We start from the raw sequence: 25420 nt of genomic DNA, 5'->3' as shown, positions 1-25420 counted from the left end.
CACGCGCACGCACACTGAGGAGATCGTCATGAGCACCGCCGCCTACACCGTGAAGGGCATGACCTGCGGCCACTGCGTGAGCTCGGTGAAGGAGGAGGTCGGCGAGGTGGCAGGGGTCACCTCCGTCAACGTGGATCTGGCCAGCGGCCTGTTGACGGTCGACAGCGATGGCCCCGTTGACTCGGCCAAGATCACCGCGGCGGTCGAAGAGGCGGGATACGAGGTGGCGGGGCGAGCATGAATGCGCCGGGCAGGATCGGTGCCTACGCCCTGGGGCTGGTCGTCGTCTTCGGCGGTGCTCTGGGAGTGGGTCGGTTGGTCGGCCCCGATCCCACGGTTGCTCAGCCCCCGATGCCAGCCGGGCCCAGCGATCACACCGCCCAGGAAGCCGACGGCCACGCCGCTCAGGAAGCCCACGGGCACGCCGCCCAGGAAGCCGACGGCCACGCCGCTCAGGAAGCCCACGGGCACGCCGCCCAGCAAGCCCACGGGCAAGCCGTGCGGCCAGTGAGCGGCGACGCCCCTGGAGGGCTCCAAGTGTCGCAGAACGGCTACACCCTCGACCCGGTCGCCACGATGATCATGCCCGGCCAGCCCACGGACTTCCGGTTCACCGTGAAAGGTCCCGACGGCGAGCCGGTGACCCGCTACCGGACGGAGCACGACAAGAAGCTCCACCTCATCGTCGCCTCCCGCGACCTCGTGAGCTTCCAGCACGTACATCCGGCCCTGGCCCCCGACGGCACCTGGTCGGTCAGGCTGACGCTCCCCAAGGCGGGCCCGTACCGCGCCTTCGCCGACTTCACCCCCGAGGGCGGCGAGAACCTGACGCTCGGCGTGGACCTGCAGGCCGAGGGCGACTACCGGCACGAGCCGCTGCCCCACGTCAGCCGTACGGCCGCGGTCGACGCCTACACCGTGAACCTCGCGGGAGACCTGGTCCCGGGCCGCGCGGGCAAGCTGACGCTCACGGTGAACAAGGACGGCGAGCCGGTGACCGACCTGCAGCCTTACCTCGGCGCGTACGGTCACCTGGTCGCTCTGCGGGCAGGTGACCTGGCCTACCTGCACGTGCATCCGGAAGAGAGCGGCAAGGCCGGACCGGAGATCACCTTCTACGCGGAGGCGCCCAGCGGCGGCGACTACCGGCTGTTCCTGGACTTCCAGCACGACGACAAGGTCCGTACGGCGAGCTTCACCGCCACGGCCACGCTGGCGGACGGCCACGCGCCGTCCGCCACCCACGACCACAAGCACTGAGTCAGGCAGCCGCCCCGGCAAGCGAGCGCTGCCCCCATCTGACGGCCGGTGCCATCGAGGCGCCGGCCGCCACGAACACCGCGCCGAGCAGCAGCCACCCGAGCGTGCCGCCGCCCAGCACCAGCGTGGTGAGCACGACGGGCCCGAGCATCCTCGCCACGGCCACGCCGGTGCCGAAGAACGCCTGGTACTGGCCCTGCTTGTCGTCAGGGGCGAGGGCGAAGCCGATCTCCCAGCCCCCGGAGGCCAGCAGCATCTCGCTGAAGACCTGCAGCCCGGCCGCCACCAGCAGGAACAGCCACCCGTACGGGCTCAACGCGAACACCGCGCAGGCGGCGAACATCACCAACCCGGCGTTCCGCACCGACAGAGAGGCAGAGCGCAGTCCCTTCACGCGCCTTGCCACCCGCACCTGGAAGAGCAGCACCGTGCCGGTGTTGATCAGCAGCAGCACCGAGACCATCCAGGTGGGCGCGCTCGTCCGGGAGGTGATCCAGAGCGGCACGATCAGGCTGAGCAGCGGCATGTAGAAGAGCAGCACGGCGTTGATCAGCGTGACGAGCGCGTAGGGACGATCCCTGAGCACCGCGAGCCGCGGGCCGGAGGCGACCTGAGCGACCCGTACGGCAGGCAGCCTGAGCAGGAGGAAGGCGGCGACCAGGAAGCTCAGGGCGTCGAGTGCGAACACCGCCGCGTAAGCGGCGTGCGTGCCGAGGTGGAGGGCGAGCCCGCCCAGGGCGGCGCCGACGGCCAGGCCGCCGTTGAGCGTGGACTGCAGGACGGCCCGTACGGCCGTGCGCTCGGCGGGGGCGATCAGCCCGGCGAGCAGGGCCTGGCGGGCGGCCGACAAGCCGGTCTGCGCCGTGCCGTACAGGCAGGCCACGAGCACGAACAGCGCGAACGAGCGGACGAGCAAGAAGGAGGCGACCGCCGTGGCGGTGGTGAGCGCGAGCAGCACGGCGACTCCGCGGGGCCCGCGCCGGTCGGCCAGATGGCCGAGCGGCACGCCGGCCACCGCGCCGACGGCCCAGCCCAGCGTGAGGCCGAGGCCGATCTCGGTGGCCGACAGGCCGACGATCCTGGCGAAGTAGAACGCGGAGGTGACGAGGTAGACACCGTCGCCAATGGAGTTCGCGAGCTGGGCATAGACCAGGATTCGTCGATTTTTCATGGCTTGTACGAAGGCGGGGTCATCCGGGTGGAGACAGCCAGGCGGTTCCAGAAGTTGATGGTGGCCACGGCCACGATCAGCGCCGCCAGCTCCTTCTCAGCGAAGTGGGCAGCCGCCTGATCCCAGATCTCGTCCGTGACGTCATCGGTGGAGAGCCTGGTGGCGGCCTCGGTGTAGGCCAGGGCGGCGCGTTCCTGCTCGGTGAAGAACGGCGACTCGCGCCAAACGGCGACCGAGTGCAGCCGGGCGTCACTCTCCCCCGCCTGCCTGGCGTCGGCGCTGTGCGCGTCCACGCAGTAGACGCAGCCGTTGATCTGACTGGCGCGCAGCAACACCAGGTACAGCAGGGGCTTGGGGAGCGCGCTCTCCTCGACGAAGCTGTCCAGCGCGCCCGCGTGCCGGTAAACGTCGCCAACCAGCGGTCCGAGATTCATTCGTTGTGTCATGCGTCCATCTTGGGTCCCATTTTGTCCCGAGATAAGCTCCAATTTCCGGCAAACTGATTGGGCCAAGATGGACGTCCACATCACCCTGAAAGGCCGAGGTGACCTGGCCGCACAGGTCTACCGGCAGCTCCTCGACGCCATACTCGACGGCCGGCTCAGGTCGGGCGAGCGGCTCCCCCCGACCAGGGAGCTGGCGCGGAGGCTGGAGATCTCCAGGAACACGGTCGCGGTGGCCTACGACCGGCTGGTCGCCGACGGGTTCCTGGTGGGGCGGGCGGGAGCGGGCACGTTCGTGTCGGCGGAGCCGGTCCGCGGCAGGGCGGCGCCGAAGGGAGTCGTGCGGCCGCGGGCGTTCTGGCGGGAGGTGGACGCTCCGAAGGCCATGCAGGGCGCCCGGTACGACTTCCGCGTCGGCGTACCGGACCCCCGGCTCTTCCCGATGGAGACGTGGCGCCGGCTGGTGGCCCGCGAGCTGCGAGTGAGCGCCGCCACGTACAACCGCCCTTCCGGATATGAGCCGCTGAGAGAGGCCATCTCCCGGCATATCGGCATCAGCCGCTCGGTCCACGCCGGCCCCGACGACGTGCTGATCACGAACGGCGCCCAGCAGGCGCTCGACCTCATCGGCCGCGTCCTGATCGAGCCGGGCACCTGCGTGGCCGTCGAGGAGCCCGGCTACCCGCCGGCCCGCCTGCTGTTCCGCTCGCTCGGCGCCCGGGTGGCCGGAGTGCCGGTGGACGCGGAGGGCATCGAGGTGCGGGCCATCCCCCGCGCCGCCCGCATCGTGTACGTCACGCCTTCGCACCAGTTCCCCCTGGGCACGCCCATGTCGCTGGCCCGCCGCGCCGCCCTCCTGGCCTGGGCGGAGCGCCGCAGGGCGGTCGTGATCGAGGACGACTACGACAGCGAGTTCCGCTTCGGGGAGCGCCCGCTGGAGCCCCTCCAGAGCCTCGACCGCGCGGGCCGGGTCATCTACGTGGGCTCGTTCTCCAAGACCCTGCTGCCCATGCTCAGGCTCGGCTTCCTCGTCGCCCCGGCCTCGCTCGCGCCCGCGCTGCACGCGGCCAAGCAGCTCTCCGACTGGCACAGCGACGTGCCCACGCAGGCGGCGCTGGCCCGCTTCATCGACGAGGGCCTCCTGGCCAGGCACATCAGGAAGGCGACCCGCGAGTACGCCGCCAGGCACGCCTTGATCGCCGAAGCATTGGCCGGTGACGAGCGCCTGCTCCTGATCCCGTCCACGGCAGGTCTGCACCTGTGTGCCCGCCTTGCCCCGGGAGTGTCTGTACGGCCCGTGCCGGGCCTGGCCGTGGAGTCGTTGGAGGCGTACTGCAGCGAGAGCCCGGCACAGCCCGGCGTCGTCCTGGGCTACGGCGAGATCACCAAGTACGACATCCCCGAGGGGCTGCGACGCCTAAGGATGGCGGCGGCTCCAGAAGCGGCGGGCCCGCTCCCCTGACAGCTGGGGATCGTCGGGCGGCGACGGCTGCTGCACGATGACGACCGTGGTCCTCGCGTGGCGGGCGCAGTACATGCTGGTCGAGGGCAGGAAGATGCGGCTGAGCAGCCCGCGCCGGCTCCGCCCGAGCACCAGCAGGTCGCCCTCGCGGGCCAGGTCGACGAGATGGTAGCCGGGATCGCCGACACGGCCGACCACGACTGTCTTGATGTCGTCGGGCACGCCGCCTGCGACGTCATCGAACACGCCGGCGACCACTTCGGTGCAACGTGCTTCCTCACCGGCTCTGAGCGCGTGCTGAACGGGCAGTGCCTCGGGGAAGGGATGGACGGGCGCGCGGCTGACGTGCACGGCGACCAGGGCCATCCGGTGCAGCCTGGCCGCCCCGATGGCCCAGGCCAGCGCCCAACGCGAGGCCGGGGACTCGTCCACCCCCACTATCAGCCTCGCACCGCCGGGCAGATCCTGTTCCACGGTGCCTCCTGTTAAGAAGTACGACCATAGTGCGCCCGCCGGTCTGTTACCGGGAGGTGGCACTTTTCGAACTATGGAGTCCCTCGCGACCCCCCGGCGTAGCATGCGGGAGTGGACCGAGGGTGGGTGCGACCCCGTCCCGCCCTCGACCGGCGGCTCGACGGGGCGCTGACGTACAGGCTCACCTCGCTCGTAGCAACTACAGGCTACGGGAAGTCGACCGCCCTGGCGGGTTGGAGCCTGGCCGTCGGTGCGGTGCTGCACCGGCTCGGGCCCGCCGACCGCGATCTCCCCACGCTGGCGGGAGCGGTGGCGTCGGCCATGTCGGAGAAGGTGCCCGGTCTGCCCGCCGACCTGGTGACCGCCGCAGGGGCCCCGCTCGGCCCCGACGCCGACGAGCTGTCCAGGGCGTCCGCGCTGGCGGGCGCGCTGGCCGAGGCGCTGGCCAGGCAGTTGCGGCGCGGGCTGGCCCTGGTCTTCGACGACATCGACGTCATCGCGGGCGCGCCGGGCTCCGTCCGGTACGTGGAGACGCTGGTCCGCGCCGCCCCCAGGCATCTGCACCTGGTCACCGCGTCGCGGGCGCCGCTGCCGTTCCCGACCGCCCGGCTGCGCCAGGACCACGAGGTGCTCGACTTCGACGCGACGGATCTCGCGCTCACCCCGGACGAGACCGCCGCCTGGGCGCGCGACCGGCTGGGCGAGCAGGGCGCGGCCATCGCCGCCACGCTGCACGACGCCTGCGGCGGCTGGCCGGCCGCCGTGCAGGCCGCGCTCGACACGCTGGCCCGCGAGGACCTCGCCGACTGGCCCCGCACGGCCGCCGGGCTGGCCGCGAACTCCGCCACGCTCGAACGCCTCACGCTCGCCGCGTTCAAGGACCTGCCGCCGGCCATGCGCGAGCTGCTGCGTGCCGCCACCGTCCTGCCCGTGCTGACCGCGGAGCTGGCGGCCACGCTCGGCGCGCCGCCAGACACGCTCGACTCGCTGACCAGCCGCGGACTCTTCCTCGAGGCCGGCCAGGACGGCCACCGCCTGACCTCGACCAGCAGGCACGTGCTCACCAAGCACGCCCCGCTGGACCGGAACGAGGCCCACGACGTGGCGGCGGTCGCCTCCCGCTGGTACGTCGAGCACGACCAGCCCGAGCTGGCCCTTCGCGCGGCCGTCGCGACGGAGCATCCGGGTCTGGCGGCCTCGCTCCTCGACTCGTACGGCCTGCGCCTGGCCGAGCGCGGCGACGTGCTCGGCGCGCTGGAGCTGTTGCCCGAGGCCGCCAGGCACTCGCCCCCCATGGTCAAGCTGGCCGGCATCGCCGAGCAGAACCGCGGCCACTGGACCCGCGCCCGCGAACTGCTCGCCCGGGCCGCCGAGGGCCCGGCCTTCGACGCGTGCGTGGCCAGGCGACTCGGCTTCATCGACCACCGGCGCGGCGAGTACGACGCGGCGCTCGCCATGTACTACAGAGGCCATGAGTACGGCTTCCCGCCCGCCGACGCCGCCATGTGCGCCGCCTCCGCCGCCTCCGTGCTGTGGATGAAAGGCGATCGGGCAGGCTGCGCCGAGCTCGCCGACAAGGCGATGGAGCAGGCCGCCGGCCTGGGAGACCCGGGCGCCCTGGCGGAGGCGAACACGGTGCTGGCCATGCTCGCCTCCCTCGACGGCGACCGCCGCGCCAACGACGCCCACTACCTGCGCGCCCTGGAGTACGCCGAACGCGCGGGCGACATCGTCCAGCTCATCCGCATCCACGCCAACCGCGCCTCCCGCTACCTTGACGAGGGCTCGTACGCTGAGGCCCTGACCGAGACGGACCAGGCGGGCAGACTGTCGGGCCTGGTGTCCTTCGCCCCTTTTGCCGCGCTCAGTGCCGCCAACCGGGCCAAGGCGCTGATCGGGCTGGGCCGTCTGGAGGAGGCCGCCACCGAAGCCGCCACAGCGGTGGCCGGGTGGGAAGGGATCGGCTCCAGGCTGGTCACATATGGGCTGCTCCGGCTGGCCGAGGTCCACGCGCTGCGCGGCGACCGCGGGGCGGCGACCGCGATCTACCGCCGGATCATCGCCGAGGCGCCGCCCGGCGACGTGCAGGTGGTGTCCAACGCGCTCAACGGCCTCGCCGAACTGCTCGCCGGCGACGACCTGGAGGAGGCCGCCCGGGTCGCCGAGCAGGCGCTCGAGCACACCGAGGGCATCGCGGGGGTGGCCGCCAGGGTCGTGGCCGCCCGCGTGGCGCTCACGGGCCGGCGGCCCGGCGACGCCAGGGCGCTGCTCGACGAGGCCGAGCCCGTCGCGTTGAGCCGCAGGGACCACGCGGCGCAGGCCGCCGTCGCCGAGGTGCGGGCCGAACTCGACGGCGACGCCCGGCTGGCCGACGAGGCGGTGCGCAGGTGGACCATGCTGGGCGACCCGATCGGGCAGGCCAGGGCCGAGCTGGTCAGGGCGGCCCTGGCCGACCCGGCGACCGGCGGCGGCGTGGCCGCACGGGTGCGCGAACGTATGCACGCGATCGGCTGCCGGGCGCTCGACGACCGGATCGACGCGCTGGTCGCACGCGCCGCTCCCGCGCCGGGCGCAAGAGTGGCCGTCGAGACCATGGGAACGTTCCGCGTGCTGCGCGGCGGCGTGCCGGTCCCCCGTACGGCCTGGCAGTCGCGCAAGGCCCGCGACCTGCTGAAGATCCTGGTCAGCCGGAGAGGCAGCGGGATCGGCAGGGAGCGGCTGGTCGAGATCCTCTGGCCCGACCAGGAGGGCGAGGCGGTCGGGTTGCGGCGGCTGAACGTCATGGTGTCCACGCTGCGTGCGGTGCTGGACCCGGCGCACGAACGGCCGGCGGACGAGATCGTGGTCTCGGATGAGGGCGCGTTGCGGCTGGACCTGTCGAACGTCGACGTCGATGTCGAGAAATTTCTGGATCTGGTGGCTGAGGCCGTACGGCTCGATCAGGCAGGGCGTACGGCCGAGGCACTGGAGCGGTGGGCGGCGGCCGAGAGCGCGTACGGCGGGGAGTTCTGCGAGGAGGACCCCTACGCGGACTGGGCCGTGGGGCTGCGCGAGCAGGCCCGCCTGGCGTACACGCAGGCGGCGGCGAGGCTCGCCACGGCGCGGGCGGAGGAGCGGCGCTACGACGAGGCCGCCCGCTACTGGCTGCGGCTGCTGGAGCGCGACCACTACGACGAGCGTGCCCACCTCGGCCTGGTGCGGGTGCTCGACCGGGCAGGCCGCCGCGGCGACGCGCGCAGGCGCTACCACCTCTACGCGGAACGCATGCGCGAGCTGGACGTCGAGCCCGCCCCGTACCCCGCCTGAACCAGACCTGAACCGGCCGGCGAGATGGTTTCCAGATGAGAACGGTCATCGTCCGGCTGGTCGAGCCCGAGCAATCCGGCGGCCAGCTCCGCGGGCTGCTCGAAGAGGTCGGGGGCGAGGCGGTGCCGTTCGTCGGCGCGGACGCGCTCATGGAGCTGCTGCGTGCCGCCGCCGGTTTGACACGCTCTACGACCTGAACCAAGCGCAAACCCTCGTCACCACGATGGGTGTCGAGAGGAGGCGCGATGAGCGAGCAGGGGAGCGGTTGGCCGTTCGTCGGGCGAGGGGGGCCGCTCGCGGCCGTACGTGCGGCGCTGCGGTCTGGAGCAGGCATGGTGATCGCCGGCGAGGCCGGGGTCGGCAAGAGCAGGCTGGCGGCGGAGGCGCTGGCCGGGTTGCCGGGGTACGAGGTGGTGCGGGCGCTGGGCACGGAGACCGCGTCGATGATCCCGTTCGGCGCGTTCGCACATGTGCTCACAGGGCCGCCGCGGGGCGGCGAGAACCTGCTGCACTGGGCCGCCCGCCACCTGCGCGACCGCGCGCGGCGGGGCGAGCTGCTGGTGAGCGTGGACGACGCGCAACGGCTGGACCCGGCCTCGGCGGCGCTGGTGCACTACCTGGTGGAGAGCGGCACGGCACGCGTGGTGGTCACCGTGCGCTCCGGCGAGCCGCAGCCGGCCCCCGTGGCCGCGCTGTGGAAGGACGAGCTGCTCGACAGGATCGAGCTGCCGCCGCTGACCAGGGACGAGGTCGGGCAGGTGCTCGCGGGCGCGCTCGGCGGCGAGGTGGCCGCGGAGACCATACGTCACCTCGCTCGGGTCAGCGAGGGGAACGTGCTCTACCTGCGCGAGGTCGTGCAGGCCGGGCACAACAGCGGCTGCCTGGCCGAGCGGGACGGCCAGTGGCGCTGGCGGGGCGAACTGTCCATGTCGACCCGGCTGCGCGAGCTGGTCGGCGAGCGGATCGGCCACCTCGACGAGGACGAGCGCGAGGTGCTTGAGCTGGTGGCGTTCGGGGAGCCGCTGGGCACGGAGCTGCTGGCGTCGCTGACGTCGGCTCGGGCGATCGAGCGGGTCGAGGACCGCGGCCTGGTCGTGGCCGCGAGCGAGGGCAGGCGCGAGCAACTGCGGCTGGGCCACCCCCTCTACGGCGAGGTGGTACGCGGCGGCTGCGGCACGTTGCGCACCCGGCGGCGGCTGCGGATGCTGGCCGACGCGCTGGAGGCCAGCGGGTTGCGGCGGCGCGAGGACGAGCTGCGGGCGGCCGTGTGGCGGCTGGACAGCGGCTCGGCCGCCGCCCCGGAGACGCTGGTGTCGGCCGCCCGGCTGGCCTGGGGCAGGCAGGATCCCCGGCTGGCCGAGCGCCTGGCGAGGGCCGCGATCGAGGCGGGGGCGGGCGTGGCCGCGGTCGCGCTGCTCGGCGAGGTGCTCATGGTGCTGGGTGCCGCGGACTCGGCGCTGGCGACGCTGCGGCGGGCGGCACGCGACGCGGTCACCGAGGCCGATCGCGCCCAGTACGCCTTAAGCCTGGGCATCAACCTGGCTTGGGCGGGCGCGGACGCCGAGGCGTGCGAGGTGCTCGACGTGGCCGCGCGAACGCTGACCGAACCCGCCTGGCTCCAGGAGGCCCACATCTACCGGGCCGTGGCCGACTGCTTCGCCGGTCGGCTGACCGGGGCGGCGCGGTCGCTGGCGCGATCCCGTACGTTCGGGCCGATGTCGATGCGCGCCGAGGCGCACGCGGCGTCCATGGAGGCGTGGGTGGCGGCCTACTCCGGGCGTGCCGAGGCCGGCCTGGCCATCGCCGAACGGACGCTGGGCGGCGTGGCGGGCTGGCGGGACGAGGCGCCGCACGCGCTGCCGAGCTTCCTGGACGCGCTCTGCGCCGCGCAGACGTTCTCCGGACGGCTGGACGCGGCGGCCGGTACCGCGGAGCAGGGGATGGAGTTGCCGGCGGCCGAGCTGTCGGTGTCGGGGTTCGCGGCCTGGCGGGCGACGGTCAGCCGGCTGCGCGGGGACGTCGCGGGCGCGCTGCGCTGGTGCGGGGACGACCTGGCCAGGATGCCCGCCCGGGAGCCGTACCTGGGGCGGGTGCTGGCCGAGCAGGCGCACGCGCTGGCGCTGCTGGGCCGCACGGCGCAGGCTCGGGAGGTGCTGGCGGAGGCATCCGTGCCGGCGTCCAGGTGGGCGTTCACCCGGCAGCACGCGATGCAGGCCGCGGTGTGGGTGGCCGCGGCGGACGGCGACCTGGACGGGGCGGTACGGCTGTGCCTGGAGGCCGCGGACCACGCGGAGCGGCACGAGCTGTACGGCAACCTGATGTTCGCGCTGCACGACCTGGTGCGGCTGGGAGCCCCGGCGGCGGACCGGCTCTGCGCGCTGGTGGGCCGGGTGGACGGGCCAATGGCCGGGCTGCTGTCCAGGCACGCGCGGGCCATGGGCGATCCGGCTTCCCTGGGGACGGTGGCCGAGGAGTTCGAGCGGTCGGGGATGCTGCTGTACGCGGCCGAGGCCACGGCGCAGGAGGCGGCGGCCTACCGGGACGCGGGCCGCGGCACCCTGGCCAGGGGCGCGCAGACCCGGGCATGGGCGCTGGCCAGGCGCTGCCCGGGCGTGTCGACTCCGGCGCTGGTGGAGCTGGCCACGCCCGAGCTCACGCCGCGCCAGCGGGAGATCGTCAAGCTCGCGGCGGCCGGCCTGACGAACCGGCAGATCGCCGACCGGCTGACGCTGTCCACGCGTACGGCCGCCAATCATCTGCAGGCGGCGTACGACAAGCTGGGCGTGAACGACCGCACGCAGGTGGGCCGGCTGCTGGCGTCGCTCTGAATGAGCTTCAGCAGACTAGATGAGCTTCAGCAGGCCGTCGTACAGGGTCCGCCGCTCGTCCTCGGAGAGGATCGCGTACGGCGCGGCGGCCCGCAGGTTGGTGTCCGCCTCGATCCGGGCACGGACGGGCCCGTCCCGCAGGCCGACGATCTCGGCCGCGGACAGGCCCTCCGCCTGCCAGGCCGCGACATGCGCGTCGGCACGGTGATACCGGAGTACGGCGAGCCGGTTGAACAGCAGCACCCCGGTGGCGGTCCCGTCCGGCTCGTAGGGGGGCGCCACCAGGGCCAGCGCGCCTCCCGGCACGCGTTCGGCGTGATCGAGCACCCTGCCTGCCAGCCGGGCCAGCCCGGGCAGATCGTGTCCGGTCCAGATCCGCTCGACCACGGCGCCGTGCACGTCGTACAGGCGCCGGATGAACTCCAGCCCCGCTGTCGTCACCCGCAGCGCCCCCTCACCGTCCTCGGCCAGGGCGCCCTCGCGGAGGTGCTCCTGGATGCCGGACTCGCGCCCCTCGGCGTCGCCGTACCGGTAGATCGTGCCGAGGTCGGTCCGGGTGAGTGACCGGAGCGGCAACATGAAACGCAGGTCGGACAGGAATCCCGGGCTCACACTGGCCGCCTCGGACAATTCGGCGACCGCCCTGCGAGCCGAGGCATGCACGTTGACGTGGGCCGCGTCGATGACGGGCGCAATCGCCGCCGCATATCCCGACAATTCCCGAAGTTTCGGCATCGGCCGCCATTATGCCCCTCCTCGGCCTTCGCGTAGGTAGGGCTTCGCTTCGCTCAGACGCCCTTATTCAGGCGCAGGCTCCGCCTGCGCAACCCTGCCAGGACCTCGATACGATGCCGGCAGGTGGATCTAGCCGTCGTTGGTGAGGTAGTTCGCCAGACCGTGCAGGACGCTTTCGAGCCCGGTGTCGAAGTCGTCGTCGCGAGTGCTGTTGAGGCCCTGGGTTCGCTGCACGGCGTACAGCTTGCGCAGTCGTGGGTAGCCCTGGACGGCTTGTTCGGCGGCCGGCCACAGGCGGTCGGCCCATTCCTGTTCGCTTTGGCCGCTGCGGGCGAGGGTGGTCAGCCAGGCGGCCTCGCTGGTCGAGATGCCGATGACGTAGGCCACGAGGGTGTTCATGGCCTGGTCGGCCGCTTGCAGGGAGAAGCCGCCCGCTTCGAACATGGCGAGCATGGCCTCCTGCAGCCGCAGCACGTTTGGTCCCAGGTAGGCCAAGCCGGCTTCGCCGAGCACGGAGACGATCCAGGGGTGGCGCAGTAGCGTGGCGCGCATGCTGTGAGCGCAGCAGGTGACGGCCGCTCGCCAGCCCGCCGGATCTCCGGTGGCCGGTGTCTCGATCTCGCCGTAGACCTCGTCCACGACCAGTTCGAGCAGTTCGTCCTTGTTGGCCACGTGCGTATACATCGAGGTGGCGCCGGCGTTCAGGCGAGTGCCGAGCTTGCGCATGCTCAAGGCGTCGATGCCCTCGGCGTCCAGCAGTTCGAGTGCTGCGGACACAATCTGCTGTCGGCTCAGAGCCGGCTGCTCGCGCCGCTGCGGCTGCGGACGAGTCCACACCGAGGGGAGCGGCTGCTCGTCAGCTGGCATGCGGCCTCCTCGTCGCCTCACGACTATGCCAACGGCACAGTGTACGACTTGCGAACATCGTGCGCTCTTCGTACAGTGTGCGCAAGGCCGCACACTGTACGGCACCTCGTGATTGCGAAAGGAAACCCTCGTGTCATCACCCGTATTCGACGCCGCCCACTGGCAGGCCCGGCTTGACGAGCTACGCGCCGCCTACCACGTGCCCGGGGCGTCGCTGGCCGTCCTGACCGGCGGCACCGTCCACGAATTGGCCAGCGGCGTGCTGCACCGGGGCACCGGAGTGGAAGTGACCGCCGACTCGGTGTTCCTGGCCGGCTCGCTGGCCAAGGTCTACACCGCCACACTGGTGATGCAGCTCATCGACGCCGGCGACCTGGATCTGGACGCGACAGTGGTGAGCGTGCTGCCGGAGTTCGCCACCCCCGACCCGGAAGCCACCAAGACGATCACGATCCGGCAGTTGTTGTCCCACACCGGCGGGATGACCACCGACTTCAACTACGACTCAGGTCGCGGAGATGACTGCCTGGCCAAGTACGTTGAAGCCGCCAGGAACGTGGCGCTGGACGTTCCACCCGGGACGGGGTTCTCCTACGGCGGCGTCGGCTACGTCGTGCTCGGCCGCATCATCGAGGTGCTGACCGGCCAGACCTGGGATCAAGCGCTGAAAGACCGGCTGTTCACCCCGCTCGGACTCGAGCACTCGATGACGCTGCCGGAAGAGGCGCTGCGATTCCGCGTGGCCATGGGCCACATGGGCGCGCCCGGCCAGGACCCCGATCCGGCACCGGCCTGGGATCTGATGCCACGCGGGGTCGCGCCGGGCGCCAGGGTCATCGTCTCCGCCGGCGACGTCGCCCGCTTCGCCAAGATGCACCTCGACGGTGGCGTCGCCCCCGACGGCACCCGCGTCCTGTCCGCCGACGCGGTCGCCGCCATGCAGCGCCGTGAGATCGACACCCCGGACAAGTGGACCGTCTCCTCCGACGCCTGGGGCCTGGGCTGGACTTTGCTCGACTGGAACGGGGCCTTCGGCTTCGGCCACGTCGGCAGCGCCGTCACCCAGCACTCCTACCTGCGCGTCATCCCGGACGCAGGCTTCGCCGTCGTCCTGCTCGCCAACGGCGGCGGCTTCACACGACTGTATGACGACCTGGTCAGGGAACTGGCGGCCGAGCTGGCCGGGGTGCGCATGCCGGACGCCTTCGCCCCGCCGGCGATCCTGCCCACGGTGGACATGACGCACCTGGTGGGCACCTACAAGCGCGAGGGCGTCATCACGACCATCTTCCAGGCCGACGACGGCGGTGCGCGCATCCGCTACGAGTTCGTGGACGACATGAAGGATCTCTCCCCGCCCCTGGAGTCGGACCTGGTGCCGGTGTCGCAAACCAGCGACCGTACAGTGTTCGCCGCTTCCGGCGGCCCCTACGACGAGGACCACATCCCCGTCGTCTTCGCCACCCTGTCCAACGGCACCCCCTGCGTGTACGTCAGCATGCGCGCCACCCCCAAGACCGCCTGAAGCCCCACCGCCAGGCGACGAACTGGGCAGAGTTGCCGCCGGCCGCACCCAGTTCGCGGTGCGGCCGGTAACCGCGATGTCCGCGGGACTGGCCGGCCGTGGTGCGGCCATGTCCGCCGGCCCGGCGCGGCTCAGTGGCGGCCGATCCTCAACGGCCGTCCCCGCCAGACGGATCACTCCTCAAGCCACCGGAGAGCAGCCCTATGACCACTTTCGACACCCCCGAGGCGATCACCGCCACCATCGATATCGAGGCCGGCCACGTCACGATTCGTGCCGACGACCGCGCCACCACGCTCGTCCAGGTACGTCCGAGCGACACAACCAGCGACGCCGACGTCCAGGCCGCGGTGCTGACCACGGTCGAGTACGCTCACGGGCGCCTCAAAGTGCAGGCACCCAAACACAAGCTCCGCTCGCTCTTCCGCCACACTCCGTCGATTGAGGTGACGATCGAGCTGCCGAACGACTCACACGTAAACGCCACGACCGCGGCAGGTTTCCACAGCCACGGCCGTCTCGGCACGGCCACCGTCGAGACCACCATCGGCTCCATCCACCTGGACCACGCCGCCGGGCTCAAGCTGCGCACGGGCGCGGGCGACATCGCGGTCACACGCGCCGACGGGCTCATCGACGCGACCACCTCATCGGGAAACATCCAGATCGGCGCCGCCGACGGCACGGCCATCGCCACCACCGCGAGCGGCGACATCACCATCGGCGAGGCGAGCGGCGACCTCCGGCTGACAGCCTTCAAAGGCGACATCGTCGTCAACCGCGCGCTGACCGCCGTCACCGCCAAAACCTCCACCGGCGACATCCGGATCGGCCAGGCGACGCGTGGCACGATCGTGTTGGAGACCAGGCACGGGCAACTGGAACTCGGGGTCAAGGAAGGCACCGCGACCAAGCTGGACCTGAACACCGATCACGGCGAGGTACACAACGAACTGAGCGAGACCGCAGAGTCCAGCGAGATCATCGACATCCGCGCTCGCACCGGGATCGGCGACATCGTGCTGCGCCATGCCTGAGAGGTTCGGGTAACCACGGAGGTCGGACCCCTTGGCACAGCCCAGCGAGCCGGGGTCCCAGAGCGGCGTCTCCGTACCGGTTGAGATCGTGCCGAGGTCGGTCCGGGTCAGTGACCGGAGCGGCAAGCCGGACGCCGGCGGGCGTGGCGGCGAGGGACGTGCCCACCCCGCCCCGCTCGCCTTGCCAGCGGGGAGGCGGCCCGCGGCCATCGGACCGTCAACCATCGACGGCCGTCGCGTGCTCGCCTAGACTGCGACGATCATGATCTCGGAGGTGACAGTGGATGAACTGGTGAGAGCTGGGATAGGCGAAGACGGGCTGGAAGTCCAGGCGGCCCGGGACTTCGATCACGTGACTGCCATGCTCGACGACACTTTCAGGAGGATCACGGAATGACCGAGATCACGACCGGCATCACGATCGATGCCGGCGGGCGAGACTCCTCGGGCCGGGCGTTCGGTGCGCTGGCAGGCGAGTACTCGGAGTATGTCAACGGGTTGGGCTGGGGCGATGAGGCGCCATTACCGTACGAGGAGTTCGCCGTCGGCTATCACGAGCTCACGGCCAATCTTCGTGCCGCGTGCGAACGGCTCGCCGGCTCGCTCGACCGCGCCGGAGCCGGACAGGTCGCCATGGCTGCCATCAATACGAGCACCGAGCTTGCCAACTCCGGGCTCACCTACACCGGGCCATCCGACATCCCGCACACCCGCGGCGGGCACGCATGACAGAGCAGGCGTTGACGGGCGGCTTGGCGCTGCTCGGTGTCCCGCCACTGCCGGACTTGGATGGCATCGACCGGAAGATCGCCGAGTTGGAGGCGGCCGCCGCCCACCACCGGGTGCTCGCGTCCGAAACTGGGCACGCCCACCGGTTCGCGCAGGCGAACAGCGGACCGGCCGCCGACGCGGTGGACAACCACGTGACCGGCCGCCACGGAACCACTGCCACCGCCACAGACCTCGCCGACCGCCTCTCGAACACCGCCGGCACCCTGCGGTTCAGCAGGGATGCGCTGGTTTGGGTTGGCAATCTGCTGGCCGGGCTAGGGATACTGGCCGTGGCAGCCGCCGTTTACGCGCCCCAGCTCTTGCCCCGGCTGAGGACCCTCGCCGCCAAGCTCTGGACCAGGCTGCGCGAGATCACGGCTCGCATCGGTGCGCTGATGCGCAGCATGTCCACAACCCTTACCAACCGCAGGGTCGACAAGATCGCCAACCGTTTCCACGATGCTTGGCGCGCTCCCCGTAAGCTGCCGGACGGCACATACAAGCCCAGGCCGAAGCCCACCACGGACCCGGTCTGGATCAAGAAGCATGGCACCGACCAGGTCGACATCGCCAACACCCGATACCGCAACCTTCCCACCGACTGGCAGCGCGAGAATCGAGAGTCGGCACGCATCGGGCTGCAGCTCGTCGACGAGGCACGCGCGAGCGGCGTGGACGTCAGAACCGAGCGGTTCATGGAAGAGGCGAGCTCTGTAGTGCACGACAAGTGGCTCGTCCGCAACCGGAACTGGGCCAGTGAAGAGCAGCGCCGCCCCTACGAGCTGCTCTCGGAAGCTGAGAAAGAGAAGGATCGCGACGTCATCCGCATGGTCCTCGGAATCTGACGGGAAAGGCGTGTCCCATTTGAAAACAACTCCCGTCTCATCGGAGCCGACATGCACGCTCATCGGCATGATCTCGGCCAGGATCTCCCTGACCACCGCCGGCGGCTCCGGGCCGCGAGATGTCAGCGCACTGCTTTCAGGAACCCGTCCGGGTGGACCACAGTGAAATCAATCTCCTTCCAGCCGAGTGGATTCTCGTCGAGGCGTACTGAGTAGAGAGCCGTCGGGTCGTCGTTCTCTTCACCGGGCAGCCGGCGCGTTTCCAAGGGAGTTCCGGTGATCTCCTTGAGGCGTTCGAGTTCGACGCCATCGATGCTGTCCTCGATGGCCTTCGCCGCTGTGGGGCAGTCGGCCGCCTGGTAACGCTCGGCCAGGCGGCGCTGCTCCTCCTCCGGCATGGAACGGCATGGTGCGGCGTTTCCTTTCGCCAGATCCACCAGCAGCTCGCGGGCGTAGAGGATTTCCGGAGCCGGACGGTTGTCCTCTTCTGCCTGGAGGTTGAAACCCCAGACCGCGCCCAGCCCCATCACCACGCACACCGCTGCCCAGACGAGGCGGTACCCGCCGGCCGCGACCACGAAGGCGACCGCCGCCGCCATGCAGGCGATCATCAGGAGCCAGCGCATGCTCTGCACCCACTCTGAGACGATCATGATGACGATGGCCACCAGGCCGACCGCGCCAAGGCAACCGGCGCTTCCTGAAGGTGGTTTTGGTTTCGGGTCCGGCTGATCTGGCCGCCGGTTGGGCGGCAGGGGTGGACGGTCGCCCGGGCTCAGGCCGTAGGGACCGGCACCGGCGTCCTTCTAGTCCCACTTGTAACCGTCCCAGTGGTAGCGGTTTCCCCGCCCGTCCCGGTACCAGCCGGGTTCTTACCCCATCGGTCAGCCGACCCAGACCGTGGCGTACACACCGTCCTCGACATTCACCTGGACCGGGCGCAGGCCGCGCGCCACCAGGCTGTCAAACCTGCGCTGGTAGGCGGGGCCGGATGTGTCGATGTAGTGGTACCACGGTCGGGTACCCTCCTTGCGGTAGATCGCGGCGAATCGCGCCCCACCCGGGCTCACCGCGACCGCCGTCGGGCGGAACCCCTCGGCGGTGCGCTGGTCGAAGAACTCCTTGTGCGGGGCGAACGGCTTGCCGTACGAGAAGTACCATCCGCCTCCCGGGTTCTGCCGCCAGACCGCGACGTACCGGGGATCCGACGACGTCCCATATACGTCAATGGAGATCGGCACGTAGCCTTCGGCGTACGCCTTCCGATTGGCGGCGGCGAACTGCGCCCCGGTGAGCCCCATGCGGGAGAAGAACCGTTCTGAGCGTTTCTCCCACAGCGCGGCGAACGTCGCACGGCCGGCTGGACCCGTCGCCGACACCGATATCGGCTGGTACCCCTGCGCGAGGTAGTCGTCGAACCGTGCCCTGAAGCCCGCATCGGACATCCCGCTCCGCGAGACCCAGGCTCCGCCCCCACCCTTGACCCACACGGCCGCATAGCTCGGTCCTTGCGACACGCTCACCGTGATCGGCCGGTAGCCCTGGCGGCGCAGGCTCTCGAAGTGGGCCTGGTGCCGGCTCTCGCTCGCGCCGGAATAGGCGCGGAAGGCAGCCCCTGTGGTGGCGTGCGCCGGTGCCGCGACACCGCACGTCCCCACGAGCACCGCTGCCATCGCCGCAGACATCCTCTTCATTTGTGCTCTCTCCCAGATCAGCGATCTCTAGATGAACGACTTGCCTGGCCCATCCTCGTCACGCTTTGATTGATCGCTACCCGATCAGACCACCGGATCAACGGGCAGGGCGAATGGGCAGGCCAGAACGCGAACTCGATCCCGACGCGGGATTGATCGAACGCTTCGCGCACGACCTACGCCACTTACGCGTCGCGGCGGGGAAACCGACCTATCGGGTCATGGGCTCACGAGTCGGGTGCTCGCCGAGCAGGCTCTCCGAGGCCGCCAAGGGGCTAAGGCTGCCCAGCCTGTCGGCGACCCTTGATTACGTACGCGCCTGCGGCGTGACGGACACGGCGGAGTGGGAACAGCGCTGGCACGAGATCAACGACCAAAACCCGCAAAGTGCCCAGGCCGCCCGCGAACCCGCGCCCCTGAAACCGGAGGGCCGTGACGAGTCACCCTTGGTGGACGAAGCCCATGGGCTGACGCAGAGGCCACTCGCTCTCTGGAAGGTGGTGGCGGTCATCGGTGCGGCGCTGGCACTCGTTGCGGCCGCCGCATTGTTCATCTGGGACCCGGGCGATGCCGTACCGGACATGCCCACGCGGTGCCGCTCGGCCCATGTCGCGGCGCGCGTCCCGATCTCGCTCGAACCGTGTATCGCGGTTACCGGCGGCGCTGTCGTCGCCTCCCTCGACGTGCGCGCGGTCCAGGCGGTCGACGGCGCGGTCGCGTACGTCTGGCTGTACGACATCGGATCCCGCGCACCACTGGCGAAAACCCTGAATACATGCGAGCTCGGCGCCTTGTCAGCAGGTCAGACGAGTGCGTGCGGACCGTTCTCCCACGAAGTGCCGCCCGGAAGCTACACCACCGCGGTCACGGTCGAGCCGGGCCCGCCTCGGAGCGCGCCGCCGCACTGGCGCAGCGGCGCCACGGGAACCCAGAGCCCGCAGGTCAACACAGAGCCATGAACCACCGCCGCCACGCAGAGGAGCCGGCGGATGAGGAGCGGGTGCGGCGGCGGCGGGAGAAGGCGGAACTGGTCAAGCAGCACGCCAATGAGAAGTCGAACGTGGCAACGATTCGCCGATAAGGTCGGCCACATGTACTCGACGCGGATCTCTCAGCACGTGAACGCGCCGCGTTCGGCCATTTACCAGGCGCTCGTGAATGCGGACGCGATCGCAAAATGGCGGGTGCCTGAGGGTATGAGCTGCCATGTCCACGAGTTCGACGCTCGCGAAGGCGGCTCGTTCCGGATCTCGCTCACCTACGACGCGCCGGGACCAACCGGCAAGTCGGCATCGCACACCGACACGTACCACGGGCACTTCGCGAAGCTCGTTCCGGATGAGCGGGTGGTCGAGGTGCTCGAGTTCGAGACAGCAGATCCCGCGCTGCGCGGGACCATGACGATGACGACGACGCTCACCGACGCCGGTGATGGCACCGAGGTCGTCATCGTGCACGAGGGGATCCCCGACGCCGTGCCCGCCGCGGACAACGAGACGGGCACCCGAATGGCACTGGCGAACCTGGCGGCACTCGTAGAAGCGGGCGATAGCTAAGACGTCCGGTGAATGGTCACTCGCGGCTTTGAGACAGGCCCAGCGTTCTTGCCCGCGCACGGGAGCGCAAATAGACGTGGTACAGCGCGGTGGCGCTGTAGCCCTCCTGCGAATCGGTGACATTCAAATCGAAAAGATCGAAGAACCTGGTTCTCGACATCGACTCGCGCTCTGCCTGGCTCTCCCCTAGCAGCGATGCCTGGTGGGCCAGCGGGTACTCCTCGCTCCACCCGCTTTGCGTCATGACGATCACACCCCCACGAAGTGGTCAGCCCCGCGGTCGGTGCCGTCGTCAACCATGCGACCCCAGCGCTGATCACTCGCGGCAGGCGGCGCGTCGAGGGCAGCCCATACGACCTTCCCGCCCACGACTGGCCATCGATATCCCAGTGATTCCCCGCCCTTTACGGGCCGCAAAGCCTTGAAGAGGAAAACCCACGAGGTGACCATGAAGCAAACGGTGGGAACCATCAGGCCGAGGCGACGTACCCGGCCTACGCAGTGCTGATCGAGGTGACCACCAGCACCGCGGTCACTGCCGCCACCACCGTCACCACCGCGGCGGCGCCGTACAGGGACCTTCGTCTCAGACGCCTGCGGTGCTCCTGCAGCAAGGCCTCCTCGCGCCGCAGTGCGGCGCGCCTGCGCTTCACCTGTCGCTGTGACATGGCAACTCCCGGAATCTCCTCGGGCGTCACCATAAGAGGAAGGGCATAACACGGATCTAAGGTCCGTGGACCGGCTCCCGAGCCAGGATCAGGCGGCCGTGGCCGTCGGCTCGCGGCGCGGGGTGAGGTGGTTGCGCACCCAGCTCACGGCGGCAGCGGCGGGCCAGAAGCGGGAGGCCAGGTTCCGGGCGTCGATGCCGATCCGGGTGGCCGGGACCATCAGCGCGGCGGCCGCGGCGACGTTGTCCTGCCTGGGGTCGACCAGGGTGCGGTGCTCGGTCTCGTAGCGGGCGAAGGCCGCCTGTGGGTCTTCGGGCGTGGCCGCCAGCTCCTTGGCCAGGGTGTAGGCGCCGGCCATGGCCAGCGTGGAACCGTCGCCGAACAGCGACACCGAGGAGGCGGCGTCGCCCAGCAGCGCCACGCGGCCGTCGTGCCAGCGGTCGATGCGCACCTGGCTGACCGAGTCGAACCACAGGTCCTCGGCGACCCGGGCCCGCTCCAGCAGCTCCGGCACCCGCCAGCCGGCGCCGGCGTACGCGTCGGTGAGGATGCGCTTGTGCTGCTCGGTGTCGCGGTGGTTGAAGCCGTCGACCGCCGGGCTGCGGAAGATGAACGCGGCCAGGGCAGTGCCGCGGACCGGGTGGATGGCGACCATGCGGCCGGGAGAGTTGTGGATGACCACCTCGCTCTGCTGCTCGGCCGGGCCGTCCAGCGGCATCGTGGCGACGTAGAGGCCCATGTGGTGGACGAAGCCGCTCTCGGGGCCGAAGGCGAGCCTGCGCGTCATCGAGTGCAGCCCGTCGGCGCCGATCACCAGGTCGAACCGGCGCGGCGCGGCCTTGTCGAACGTGACCTCGACGCCGGCGGCGTCCTGGCTGATCGCGGTCATGGTGTCGCCGAACAGGTATTCGGCCGAGTCGCGGCCGGCCTCGTACAGGATGGCCGCCAGGTCGGTGCGCGTCACCTCGACCTCGCGGCTGCCGCCGGCCCGCTGCATGGCCCGGGTGTTGACGCCGCCCACCCGGCGGCCCGCGTCGTTGACGAACGCCATGCCGGTCGCGGTGGTGGCGGCGGCCCGCAACGCGTCCATCACCCCCATGCCCTCGGCCACCTCGACCGCCGGGCCGCGCACGTCGACCGGGCTGCCGCTGGAGCGCAGCCCGGCCGCGCGCTCGACGACGGTGGGGCGGAAGCCGTGCTCGGCCAGCCAGTACGCCAGCGTGCTGCCGGCGACGCCGGCTCCGGAGATCAGAACGGTAAGGGACATCTCGTGCTCCTCTCGGCTCGTGGACGACTCCTAACTTATGACCAGTTTCGAAAAATCGTCAACTATTAGGCTCCAGTTGACTAAAAATGACATCGGGTCATAATGCTGGTGTGAGCGAACGACTTCGGGACCCGCAGCAGCGGGCCGCGCGCGCGACGCGCATCCTCGATACGGCCGCCGACCTGCTCCTGCTCCACGGCTACAGAAGGGTGACCATCGACGACGTGGCCGCCCGGGCCGGCATCGGGAAGGGCACCGTCTACCTGCACTGGAAGACCCGCGATCAGCTCTTCGGCGCCGTTCTCACGCGCGAGGTCGGCTCAGCGATCAGCCAGGTGCGGCAGGCCCTGGTGGAGGATCCGCAGGCGTGCAGGCTGCACCGCTTCGCCCGCGACTACTTCCTGGCCGTCGCCTCCAGGCCACTGCTGCTGGGCTTTCTCCTGGCCGACCCCGAGCTGCTCGGCAAGCTGACCGGCTCGCCCGAGCGCGAGGAGCGGCACGCCAAGATGGGGCGCGGCTTCCTGGAACTGCTCGCCGAGCACGGCCTGCTCCGTGACGACCTGGACGTGGACCAGCTCCGCTACGCCTACCAGGCGACCTTCGAGGGTTTCCTGCGAGCGGAGGGCGGCACCTCGGCGGACGGCCGGGAGCAGCGGGCCGACCTGCTCGCCGGCACGGTCCGGCGGGCGTTCGAGAGCGAGGCGGCTCCCGCCGACGCCGCGCTGCGCGACCTCGCGGCCGCCGTCGCCGCCCTGCTCGGTGACGTGGTCGACGCCGACCGCGCCGAAGCCGGCATCCCGAGCGCCTGACCTGACCCGGCGAGGTCACGTAACGGCCCGCCAGCGTACGGGCCACCGCGCGAGCCGGCGTACGGCGAGCAAGCCGGAGCCAGCCGCGCGAGCCGGGCGTACGGCGTGAAAGCGGGTTTCCAGCGCGTGAGAAGGCTAGCCGTACGGGCCGCCGCGCGAAGCCGGGCGCGCGGCGCCGGCGAGGTCGTCGGCGAGCAGCTCTACCTCGTCGGCGCGCAGGGGCGAGACGGTGATGCGCAGGGCGGGCGGCGTGCCGATGCGGTTGCGCGCGCCCGGCGCGGCGGCCCACCCGCGGGCCAGCAGGCGGGTGATCGCGGTGGCCTCGTCCGCGACGGGGACCCACACGTTGAGCCCGCTGCGCCCGTGCGCGTGGACGCCGCGTGCGGCCAGCGCCGCCACCAGGCCGTCCCGACGCCGCCCGTACGAGGCCGCCACCTCCGCAGTGTCCATCGCGTCCGTCCGCCAGAGGTACGCGACGGCGCGCTGCAGCAGATGGCTGACCCAGCCCGCGGCGAGCCGCTGGCGACCGCGCAGCCGGCCGAGCGTGACCGGGTCTCCGGTGATCAGGGCGACACGGAGGTCGGGGCCGAAGGCCTTGGCCGTCGAGCGCATGAACACCCAGCGCTGCGTGACGCCCGCCAGCGGGTGCAAGGGGAGGTCCACGAAGCCGGAGCCGTGGTCGTCCTCCATGAGCAGCACCTGCGGGTAAGCCGCCAGCACCTCGCGCAGAACATGGGAGCGTTCGCCTGAGACGGCGGCGCCGGTCGGGTTCTGGGCGCGGGCCGTGATCACCACGGCGCGGACGCCCGCACGCAGAGCCCGGCCGAGCTCCGCGGGCAGGGGGCCTTCGTCGTCGAGCCGCATCGGCACGGGCCGCAACCCCATGACGGCGACCAGGTCGAGCAGGGCCGTCCAGCCGGGATCCTCCACGGCCACCGCGTCGCCGGGGCGCAGGTAGGTGGCCAGTACGCGTTCGACCGCGTCGAGGGTGCCGGAAGTGACCGCCACCGGCGCAGCCGGGACGCCGTCCGCGCGCATACGCTCGCCGGCCAGGGCGAGCAGCTCCTCGTCGTCACCCGTGCCGTACATCGCGGGCCGCTCCTCGTGCGCGCGGGCCGCGGCGGCGAGGGCGTCCCCCAGTGGCGGCAGGAGGGCCGGATCGGGGTTGCCCTTGGACAGGTCGCGTACGCCCGGGGGCACCTCGATGCGGATCTCCTCGCGGAACGTGCTGGCCGGGCGCGACCTGACCCGGGTGCCCCGCCGCCCCGCGGTCTCGATGACGCCCCGCTCGCGCAGCAGCCGGTACGCGGCCGCCGCCGTGCCGGGGCTGACCCCTGCGCCGGCGGCCACCTCGCGCACCGGGGGAAGCATCGCGCCTGGTGGCAGCCGCCCATCGGACACGGCGAGCTCCACCCCGGCCGCTATCTCGCTGGCAGTCCCACCGCTGATCAGGTATTTTTCTGGCACAAAATACATTATGTACTAATACAAAGAGGTACGGATGCTCATTAATCCTTGGGACGCGGCGCATGACACCGACGAATGGCGGACCTGGCTGCGTACGCGCGACTTCGGCCAGCTCGCCGCCAACGGCGTGGACGGCGGCCCGCCGATCGTGGTGCCGACGCATTTCCTGTTCGACGGCGACAAGGCGGTCCTGCTCCACCTGGCCAGGCCGAACCCGATCTGGGCGGCGCTGGAGGCCAACCCGGTGACGGTGGTGAGCGTGCACGACGACTACGCCTACATCCCCTCCGTCTGGCGCTCCGACTCCCCCGAGAACGGCGTGCCGACCAGCTACTACGCATCCGTGCAGCTCACGTGCCGGGCGCGCATCGTGGACGACAAGGAGGGCAAGGCCGACATCCTCCGCCGCCAGCTGGCCCATCACCAGCCCGACGGCGGGTACGGCGAGGTGGCCGTGGACGCGGGGCCGTACCGCAAGATGTTCTCGGCGATCCGGGGGCTGCGGCTGGAAGTGGTCGACGTGCGGGCCAAGTTCAAGTACGACGACCATCGGCCGGTCGAGTTCCGCGAGCGGATCCGGGAGGGGCTCGACGAGCGGGACCTGCCGGGGGACGCGGGCGCGAAGGCGCAACTGGTCAGGCGAATGAATGGGGCAAGTCGCTAGTATCCACTTGCGATGCCAGCAATTTCAGTTTAGCCTGAAATTACTGGCCAGAAGCTGCAACGTTAGGATGACTGCATGAGTGCGCAGAACGGCCCGGACCGCGAGCAGGTGCTCGCGTGGGTCGAGCAGGTGGCGGGGTTCGTCTCCCAGGAGTGGGGGCTCGCCCCGATCACCGGCCGCGTTTTGGGCTGGCTCATGGCCTGCGACCCGCCGGAGCAGACCGCGAGCGACATCGCCGAGGCCATCGGCGCGAGCCGCGCGTCGCTGACGACGAACATGCACTTGCTGACGTCCATCAAATTGATCCGGCGCTTCCGCAAGCCCGGGGAGCGGAACGTCTACTACCAGATAGAGGACGACGCCTGGTCCAGGGTCATCCGGCAGAAGCTCGCCGCGTTCACCGCGTTCGACGAGCTGGCGGCGGAGGGTCTGCGGCTCGGCTGGACCGACGAGGCGCAGACCAGGCGCATCGAGTCCGCCAGGACCGCCATCGCCGCCGTCGCCAAGGTCCTCGACCAGGCCTCCGACTGAACCCCTGAGCGGACACGGCGGGCTGCTGCGCCACGCCGCG

At 70.9% G+C, this 25420-nt stretch carries 27 protein-coding genes; 16 read left to right on the top strand and 11 right to left on the bottom strand.

From position 1 onward, the window contains the following. The first annotated feature begins 28 nt into the window (after positions 1 to 28). Both ABN273_RS43480 and ABN273_RS43475 read left to right on the top strand, forming a co-directional pair. Positions 29 to 241 carry a heavy-metal-associated domain-containing protein gene (locus ABN273_RS43480; RefSeq protein ID WP_349455407.1) on the top strand — a complete coding sequence of 71 codons (213 nt, stop codon included), beginning with the start codon at positions 29 to 31 and terminating at the stop codon, positions 239 to 241. After that, on the top strand, positions 238 to 1260 hold the full coding sequence (locus ABN273_RS43475; protein ID WP_349455406.1) for a DUF8832 domain-containing protein: 1023 nt from the start codon (positions 238 to 240) through the stop codon (positions 1258 to 1260). Before ABN273_RS43480 ends, ABN273_RS43475 begins: the two co-directional genes overlap by 4 nt. A gap of 1 nt (position 1261) precedes the next feature. On the opposite strand, the gene ABN273_RS43470 is transcribed toward ABN273_RS43475, so the two are convergent. Together ABN273_RS43470 and ABN273_RS43465 are read right to left on the bottom strand one after the other, a co-directional pair. Then, positions 1262 to 2431 (bottom strand): MFS transporter, encoded by a 1170-nt coding sequence (locus ABN273_RS43470; RefSeq protein WP_349455404.1) that lies wholly within the window; start codon positions 2429 to 2431, stop codon positions 1262 to 1264. Continuing rightward, entirely contained in the window at positions 2428 to 2865 is a 438-nt protein-coding gene (locus ABN273_RS43465) for a carboxymuconolactone decarboxylase family protein (protein WP_349455403.1), read from the bottom strand. The genes ABN273_RS43470 and ABN273_RS43465 overlap by 4 nt, the downstream gene beginning before the upstream one ends. Positions 2866 to 2944: 79 nt before the next feature. Between ABN273_RS43465 and pdxR the strand changes: the two genes are divergently transcribed. Continuing rightward, positions 2945 to 4336, top strand: a complete 1392-nt coding sequence (gene pdxR, locus ABN273_RS43460; RefSeq protein ID WP_349455402.1) for a MocR-like pyridoxine biosynthesis transcription factor PdxR — start codon at positions 2945 to 2947, stop codon at positions 4334 to 4336. Here the strand turns inward: pdxR and ABN273_RS43455 are convergent. Continuing rightward, the gene (locus ABN273_RS43455; RefSeq protein WP_349455401.1) at positions 4292 to 4810 is read right to left on the bottom strand and encodes a universal stress protein; all 519 of its coding nucleotides are present in this window, start codon (positions 4808 to 4810) and stop codon (positions 4292 to 4294) included. The two genes, pdxR and ABN273_RS43455, sit on opposite strands and share 45 nt — an antisense overlap. 111 nt (positions 4811 to 4921) lie before the next feature. On the opposite strand from ABN273_RS43455, the gene ABN273_RS43450 reads away from it, so the two are divergent. From ABN273_RS43450 to ABN273_RS43440, 3 genes are read left to right on the top strand one after another with little or no spacing between them, the layout of a single operon-like run. After that, positions 4922 to 8116 (top strand): AfsR/SARP family transcriptional regulator, encoded by a 3195-nt coding sequence (locus tag ABN273_RS43450; RefSeq protein ID WP_349455400.1) that lies wholly within the window; start codon positions 4922 to 4924, stop codon positions 8114 to 8116. A 35-nt stretch (positions 8117 to 8151) separates the two neighbouring features. After that, on the top strand, positions 8152 to 8313 hold the full coding sequence (locus ABN273_RS43445; RefSeq protein ID WP_349455399.1) for a hypothetical protein: 162 nt from the start codon (positions 8152 to 8154) through the stop codon (positions 8311 to 8313). A 48-nt stretch (positions 8314 to 8361) separates the two neighbouring features. Next, the gene (locus tag ABN273_RS43440; RefSeq protein WP_349455398.1) at positions 8362 to 10944 is read left to right on the top strand and encodes a LuxR C-terminal-related transcriptional regulator; all 2583 of its coding nucleotides are present in this window, start codon (positions 8362 to 8364) and stop codon (positions 10942 to 10944) included. Positions 10945 to 10959: 15 nt separating this feature from the next. Here the strand turns inward: ABN273_RS43440 and ABN273_RS43435 are convergent, their stop codons facing one another. Together ABN273_RS43435 and ABN273_RS43430 are read right to left on the bottom strand one after the other, a co-directional pair. Beyond that, positions 10960 to 11679: a hypothetical protein gene (locus ABN273_RS43435; protein WP_349455396.1), complete on the bottom strand. Its 720-nt coding sequence runs from the start codon at positions 11677 to 11679 to the stop codon at positions 10960 to 10962. Positions 11680 to 11808: 129 nt separating this feature from the next. Then, positions 11809 to 12546: a TetR/AcrR family transcriptional regulator gene (locus ABN273_RS43430; RefSeq protein ID WP_349455395.1), complete on the bottom strand. Its 738-nt coding sequence runs from the start codon at positions 12544 to 12546 to the stop codon at positions 11809 to 11811. 130 nt (positions 12547 to 12676) lie between these two features. Here ABN273_RS43430 and ABN273_RS43425 point away from each other — a divergent pair, with 130 nt between their 5' ends. The 5 genes from ABN273_RS43425 to ABN273_RS43405 all read left to right on the top strand — a co-directional run bounded on the left by ABN273_RS43425 (position 12677) and on the right by ABN273_RS43405 (position 16724). Next, positions 12677 to 14071, top strand: coding sequence for a serine hydrolase domain-containing protein (locus ABN273_RS43425; protein WP_349455394.1), 1395 nt, complete (start codon positions 12677 to 12679; stop codon positions 14069 to 14071). A 203-nt stretch (positions 14072 to 14274) separates the two neighbouring features. Continuing rightward, the gene (locus ABN273_RS43420) at positions 14275 to 15108 is read left to right on the top strand and encodes a DUF4097 family beta strand repeat-containing protein (protein WP_349455392.1); all 834 of its coding nucleotides are present in this window, start codon (positions 14275 to 14277) and stop codon (positions 15106 to 15108) included. A gap of 262 nt (positions 15109 to 15370) precedes the next feature. Continuing rightward, a complete protein-coding gene (locus tag ABN273_RS43415; protein WP_349455391.1) occupies positions 15371 to 15505 on the top strand; it encodes a hypothetical protein in 135 nt (44 codons plus the stop codon). Beyond that, the gene (locus tag ABN273_RS43410) at positions 15502 to 15837 is read left to right on the top strand and encodes a hypothetical protein (RefSeq protein WP_349455390.1); all 336 of its coding nucleotides are present in this window, start codon (positions 15502 to 15504) and stop codon (positions 15835 to 15837) included. Before ABN273_RS43415 ends, ABN273_RS43410 begins: the two co-directional genes overlap by 4 nt. 23 nt (positions 15838 to 15860) lie before the next feature. After that, positions 15861 to 16724, top strand: a complete 864-nt coding sequence (locus ABN273_RS43405; protein ID WP_349455389.1) for a hypothetical protein — start codon at positions 15861 to 15863, stop codon at positions 16722 to 16724. A 122-nt stretch (positions 16725 to 16846) separates the two neighbouring features. Here ABN273_RS43405 and ABN273_RS43400 read toward each other — a convergent pair whose 3' ends face one another. Together ABN273_RS43400 and ABN273_RS43395 are read right to left on the bottom strand one after the other, a co-directional pair. Further along, complete coding sequence (locus tag ABN273_RS43400; protein ID WP_349455388.1) at positions 16847 to 17392, bottom strand: hypothetical protein; 546 nt, start codon at positions 17390 to 17392, stop codon at positions 16847 to 16849. A 216-nt stretch (positions 17393 to 17608) separates the two neighbouring features. Next, positions 17609 to 18418: a hypothetical protein gene (locus ABN273_RS43395; protein WP_349455387.1), complete on the bottom strand. Its 810-nt coding sequence runs from the start codon at positions 18416 to 18418 to the stop codon at positions 17609 to 17611. Positions 18419 to 18483: 65 nt separating this feature from the next. On the opposite strand from ABN273_RS43395, the gene ABN273_RS43390 reads away from it, so the two are divergent. Both ABN273_RS43390 and ABN273_RS43385 read left to right on the top strand, forming a co-directional pair. Then, a complete protein-coding gene (locus tag ABN273_RS43390) occupies positions 18484 to 19377 on the top strand; it encodes a helix-turn-helix domain-containing protein (protein WP_349455386.1) in 894 nt (297 codons plus the stop codon). A 132-nt stretch (positions 19378 to 19509) separates the two neighbouring features. Beyond that, on the top strand, positions 19510 to 19974 hold the full coding sequence (locus ABN273_RS43385) for an SRPBCC domain-containing protein (protein WP_349455385.1): 465 nt from the start codon (positions 19510 to 19512) through the stop codon (positions 19972 to 19974). A gap of 16 nt (positions 19975 to 19990) precedes the next feature. On the opposite strand, the gene ABN273_RS43380 is transcribed toward ABN273_RS43385, so the two are convergent. From ABN273_RS43380 to ABN273_RS43370, 3 genes are all read right to left on the bottom strand, one after another. Next, entirely contained in the window at positions 19991 to 20227 is a 237-nt protein-coding gene (locus tag ABN273_RS43380; protein ID WP_349455383.1) for a hypothetical protein, read from the bottom strand. A gap of 241 nt (positions 20228 to 20468) precedes the next feature. Beyond that, positions 20469 to 20642 carry a hypothetical protein gene (locus ABN273_RS43375; RefSeq protein WP_349455381.1) on the bottom strand — a complete coding sequence of 58 codons (174 nt, stop codon included), beginning with the start codon at positions 20640 to 20642 and terminating at the stop codon, positions 20469 to 20471. A gap of 88 nt (positions 20643 to 20730) precedes the next feature. Further along, positions 20731 to 21909 (bottom strand): FAD-dependent monooxygenase, encoded by a 1179-nt coding sequence (locus ABN273_RS43370; RefSeq protein WP_349455380.1) that lies wholly within the window; start codon positions 21907 to 21909, stop codon positions 20731 to 20733. A gap of 110 nt (positions 21910 to 22019) precedes the next feature. Here ABN273_RS43370 and ABN273_RS43365 point away from each other — a divergent pair, with 110 nt between their 5' ends. Beyond that, the gene (locus tag ABN273_RS43365) at positions 22020 to 22718 is read left to right on the top strand and encodes a TetR/AcrR family transcriptional regulator (protein WP_349455378.1); all 699 of its coding nucleotides are present in this window, start codon (positions 22020 to 22022) and stop codon (positions 22716 to 22718) included. A gap of 135 nt (positions 22719 to 22853) precedes the next feature. On the opposite strand, the gene ABN273_RS43360 is transcribed toward ABN273_RS43365, so the two are convergent. Continuing rightward, the gene (locus ABN273_RS43360; RefSeq protein ID WP_349455377.1) at positions 22854 to 24194 is read right to left on the bottom strand and encodes an aminotransferase class I/II-fold pyridoxal phosphate-dependent enzyme; all 1341 of its coding nucleotides are present in this window, start codon (positions 24192 to 24194) and stop codon (positions 22854 to 22856) included. A 25-nt stretch (positions 24195 to 24219) separates the two neighbouring features. On the opposite strand from ABN273_RS43360, the gene ABN273_RS43355 reads away from it, so the two are divergent. Together ABN273_RS43355 and ABN273_RS43350 are read left to right on the top strand one after the other, a co-directional pair. Further along, on the top strand, positions 24220 to 24849 hold the full coding sequence (locus tag ABN273_RS43355) for an FMN-binding negative transcriptional regulator (RefSeq protein ID WP_349455376.1): 630 nt from the start codon (positions 24220 to 24222) through the stop codon (positions 24847 to 24849). 75 nt (positions 24850 to 24924) lie between these two features. After that, on the top strand, positions 24925 to 25380 hold the full coding sequence (locus tag ABN273_RS43350; protein ID WP_349455375.1) for a GbsR/MarR family transcriptional regulator: 456 nt from the start codon (positions 24925 to 24927) through the stop codon (positions 25378 to 25380). Positions 25381 to 25420 lie beyond the last annotated feature (40 nt).

The organism is Nonomuraea sp. B19D2 (genome assembly GCF_040137845.1).
Taxonomy (GTDB): domain Bacteria; phylum Actinomycetota; class Actinomycetes; order Streptosporangiales; family Streptosporangiaceae; genus Nonomuraea.
The sequence above is the reverse complement of the archived record's forward strand: the minus strand, read 5'-3'. Positions and strand labels throughout refer to the sequence as shown.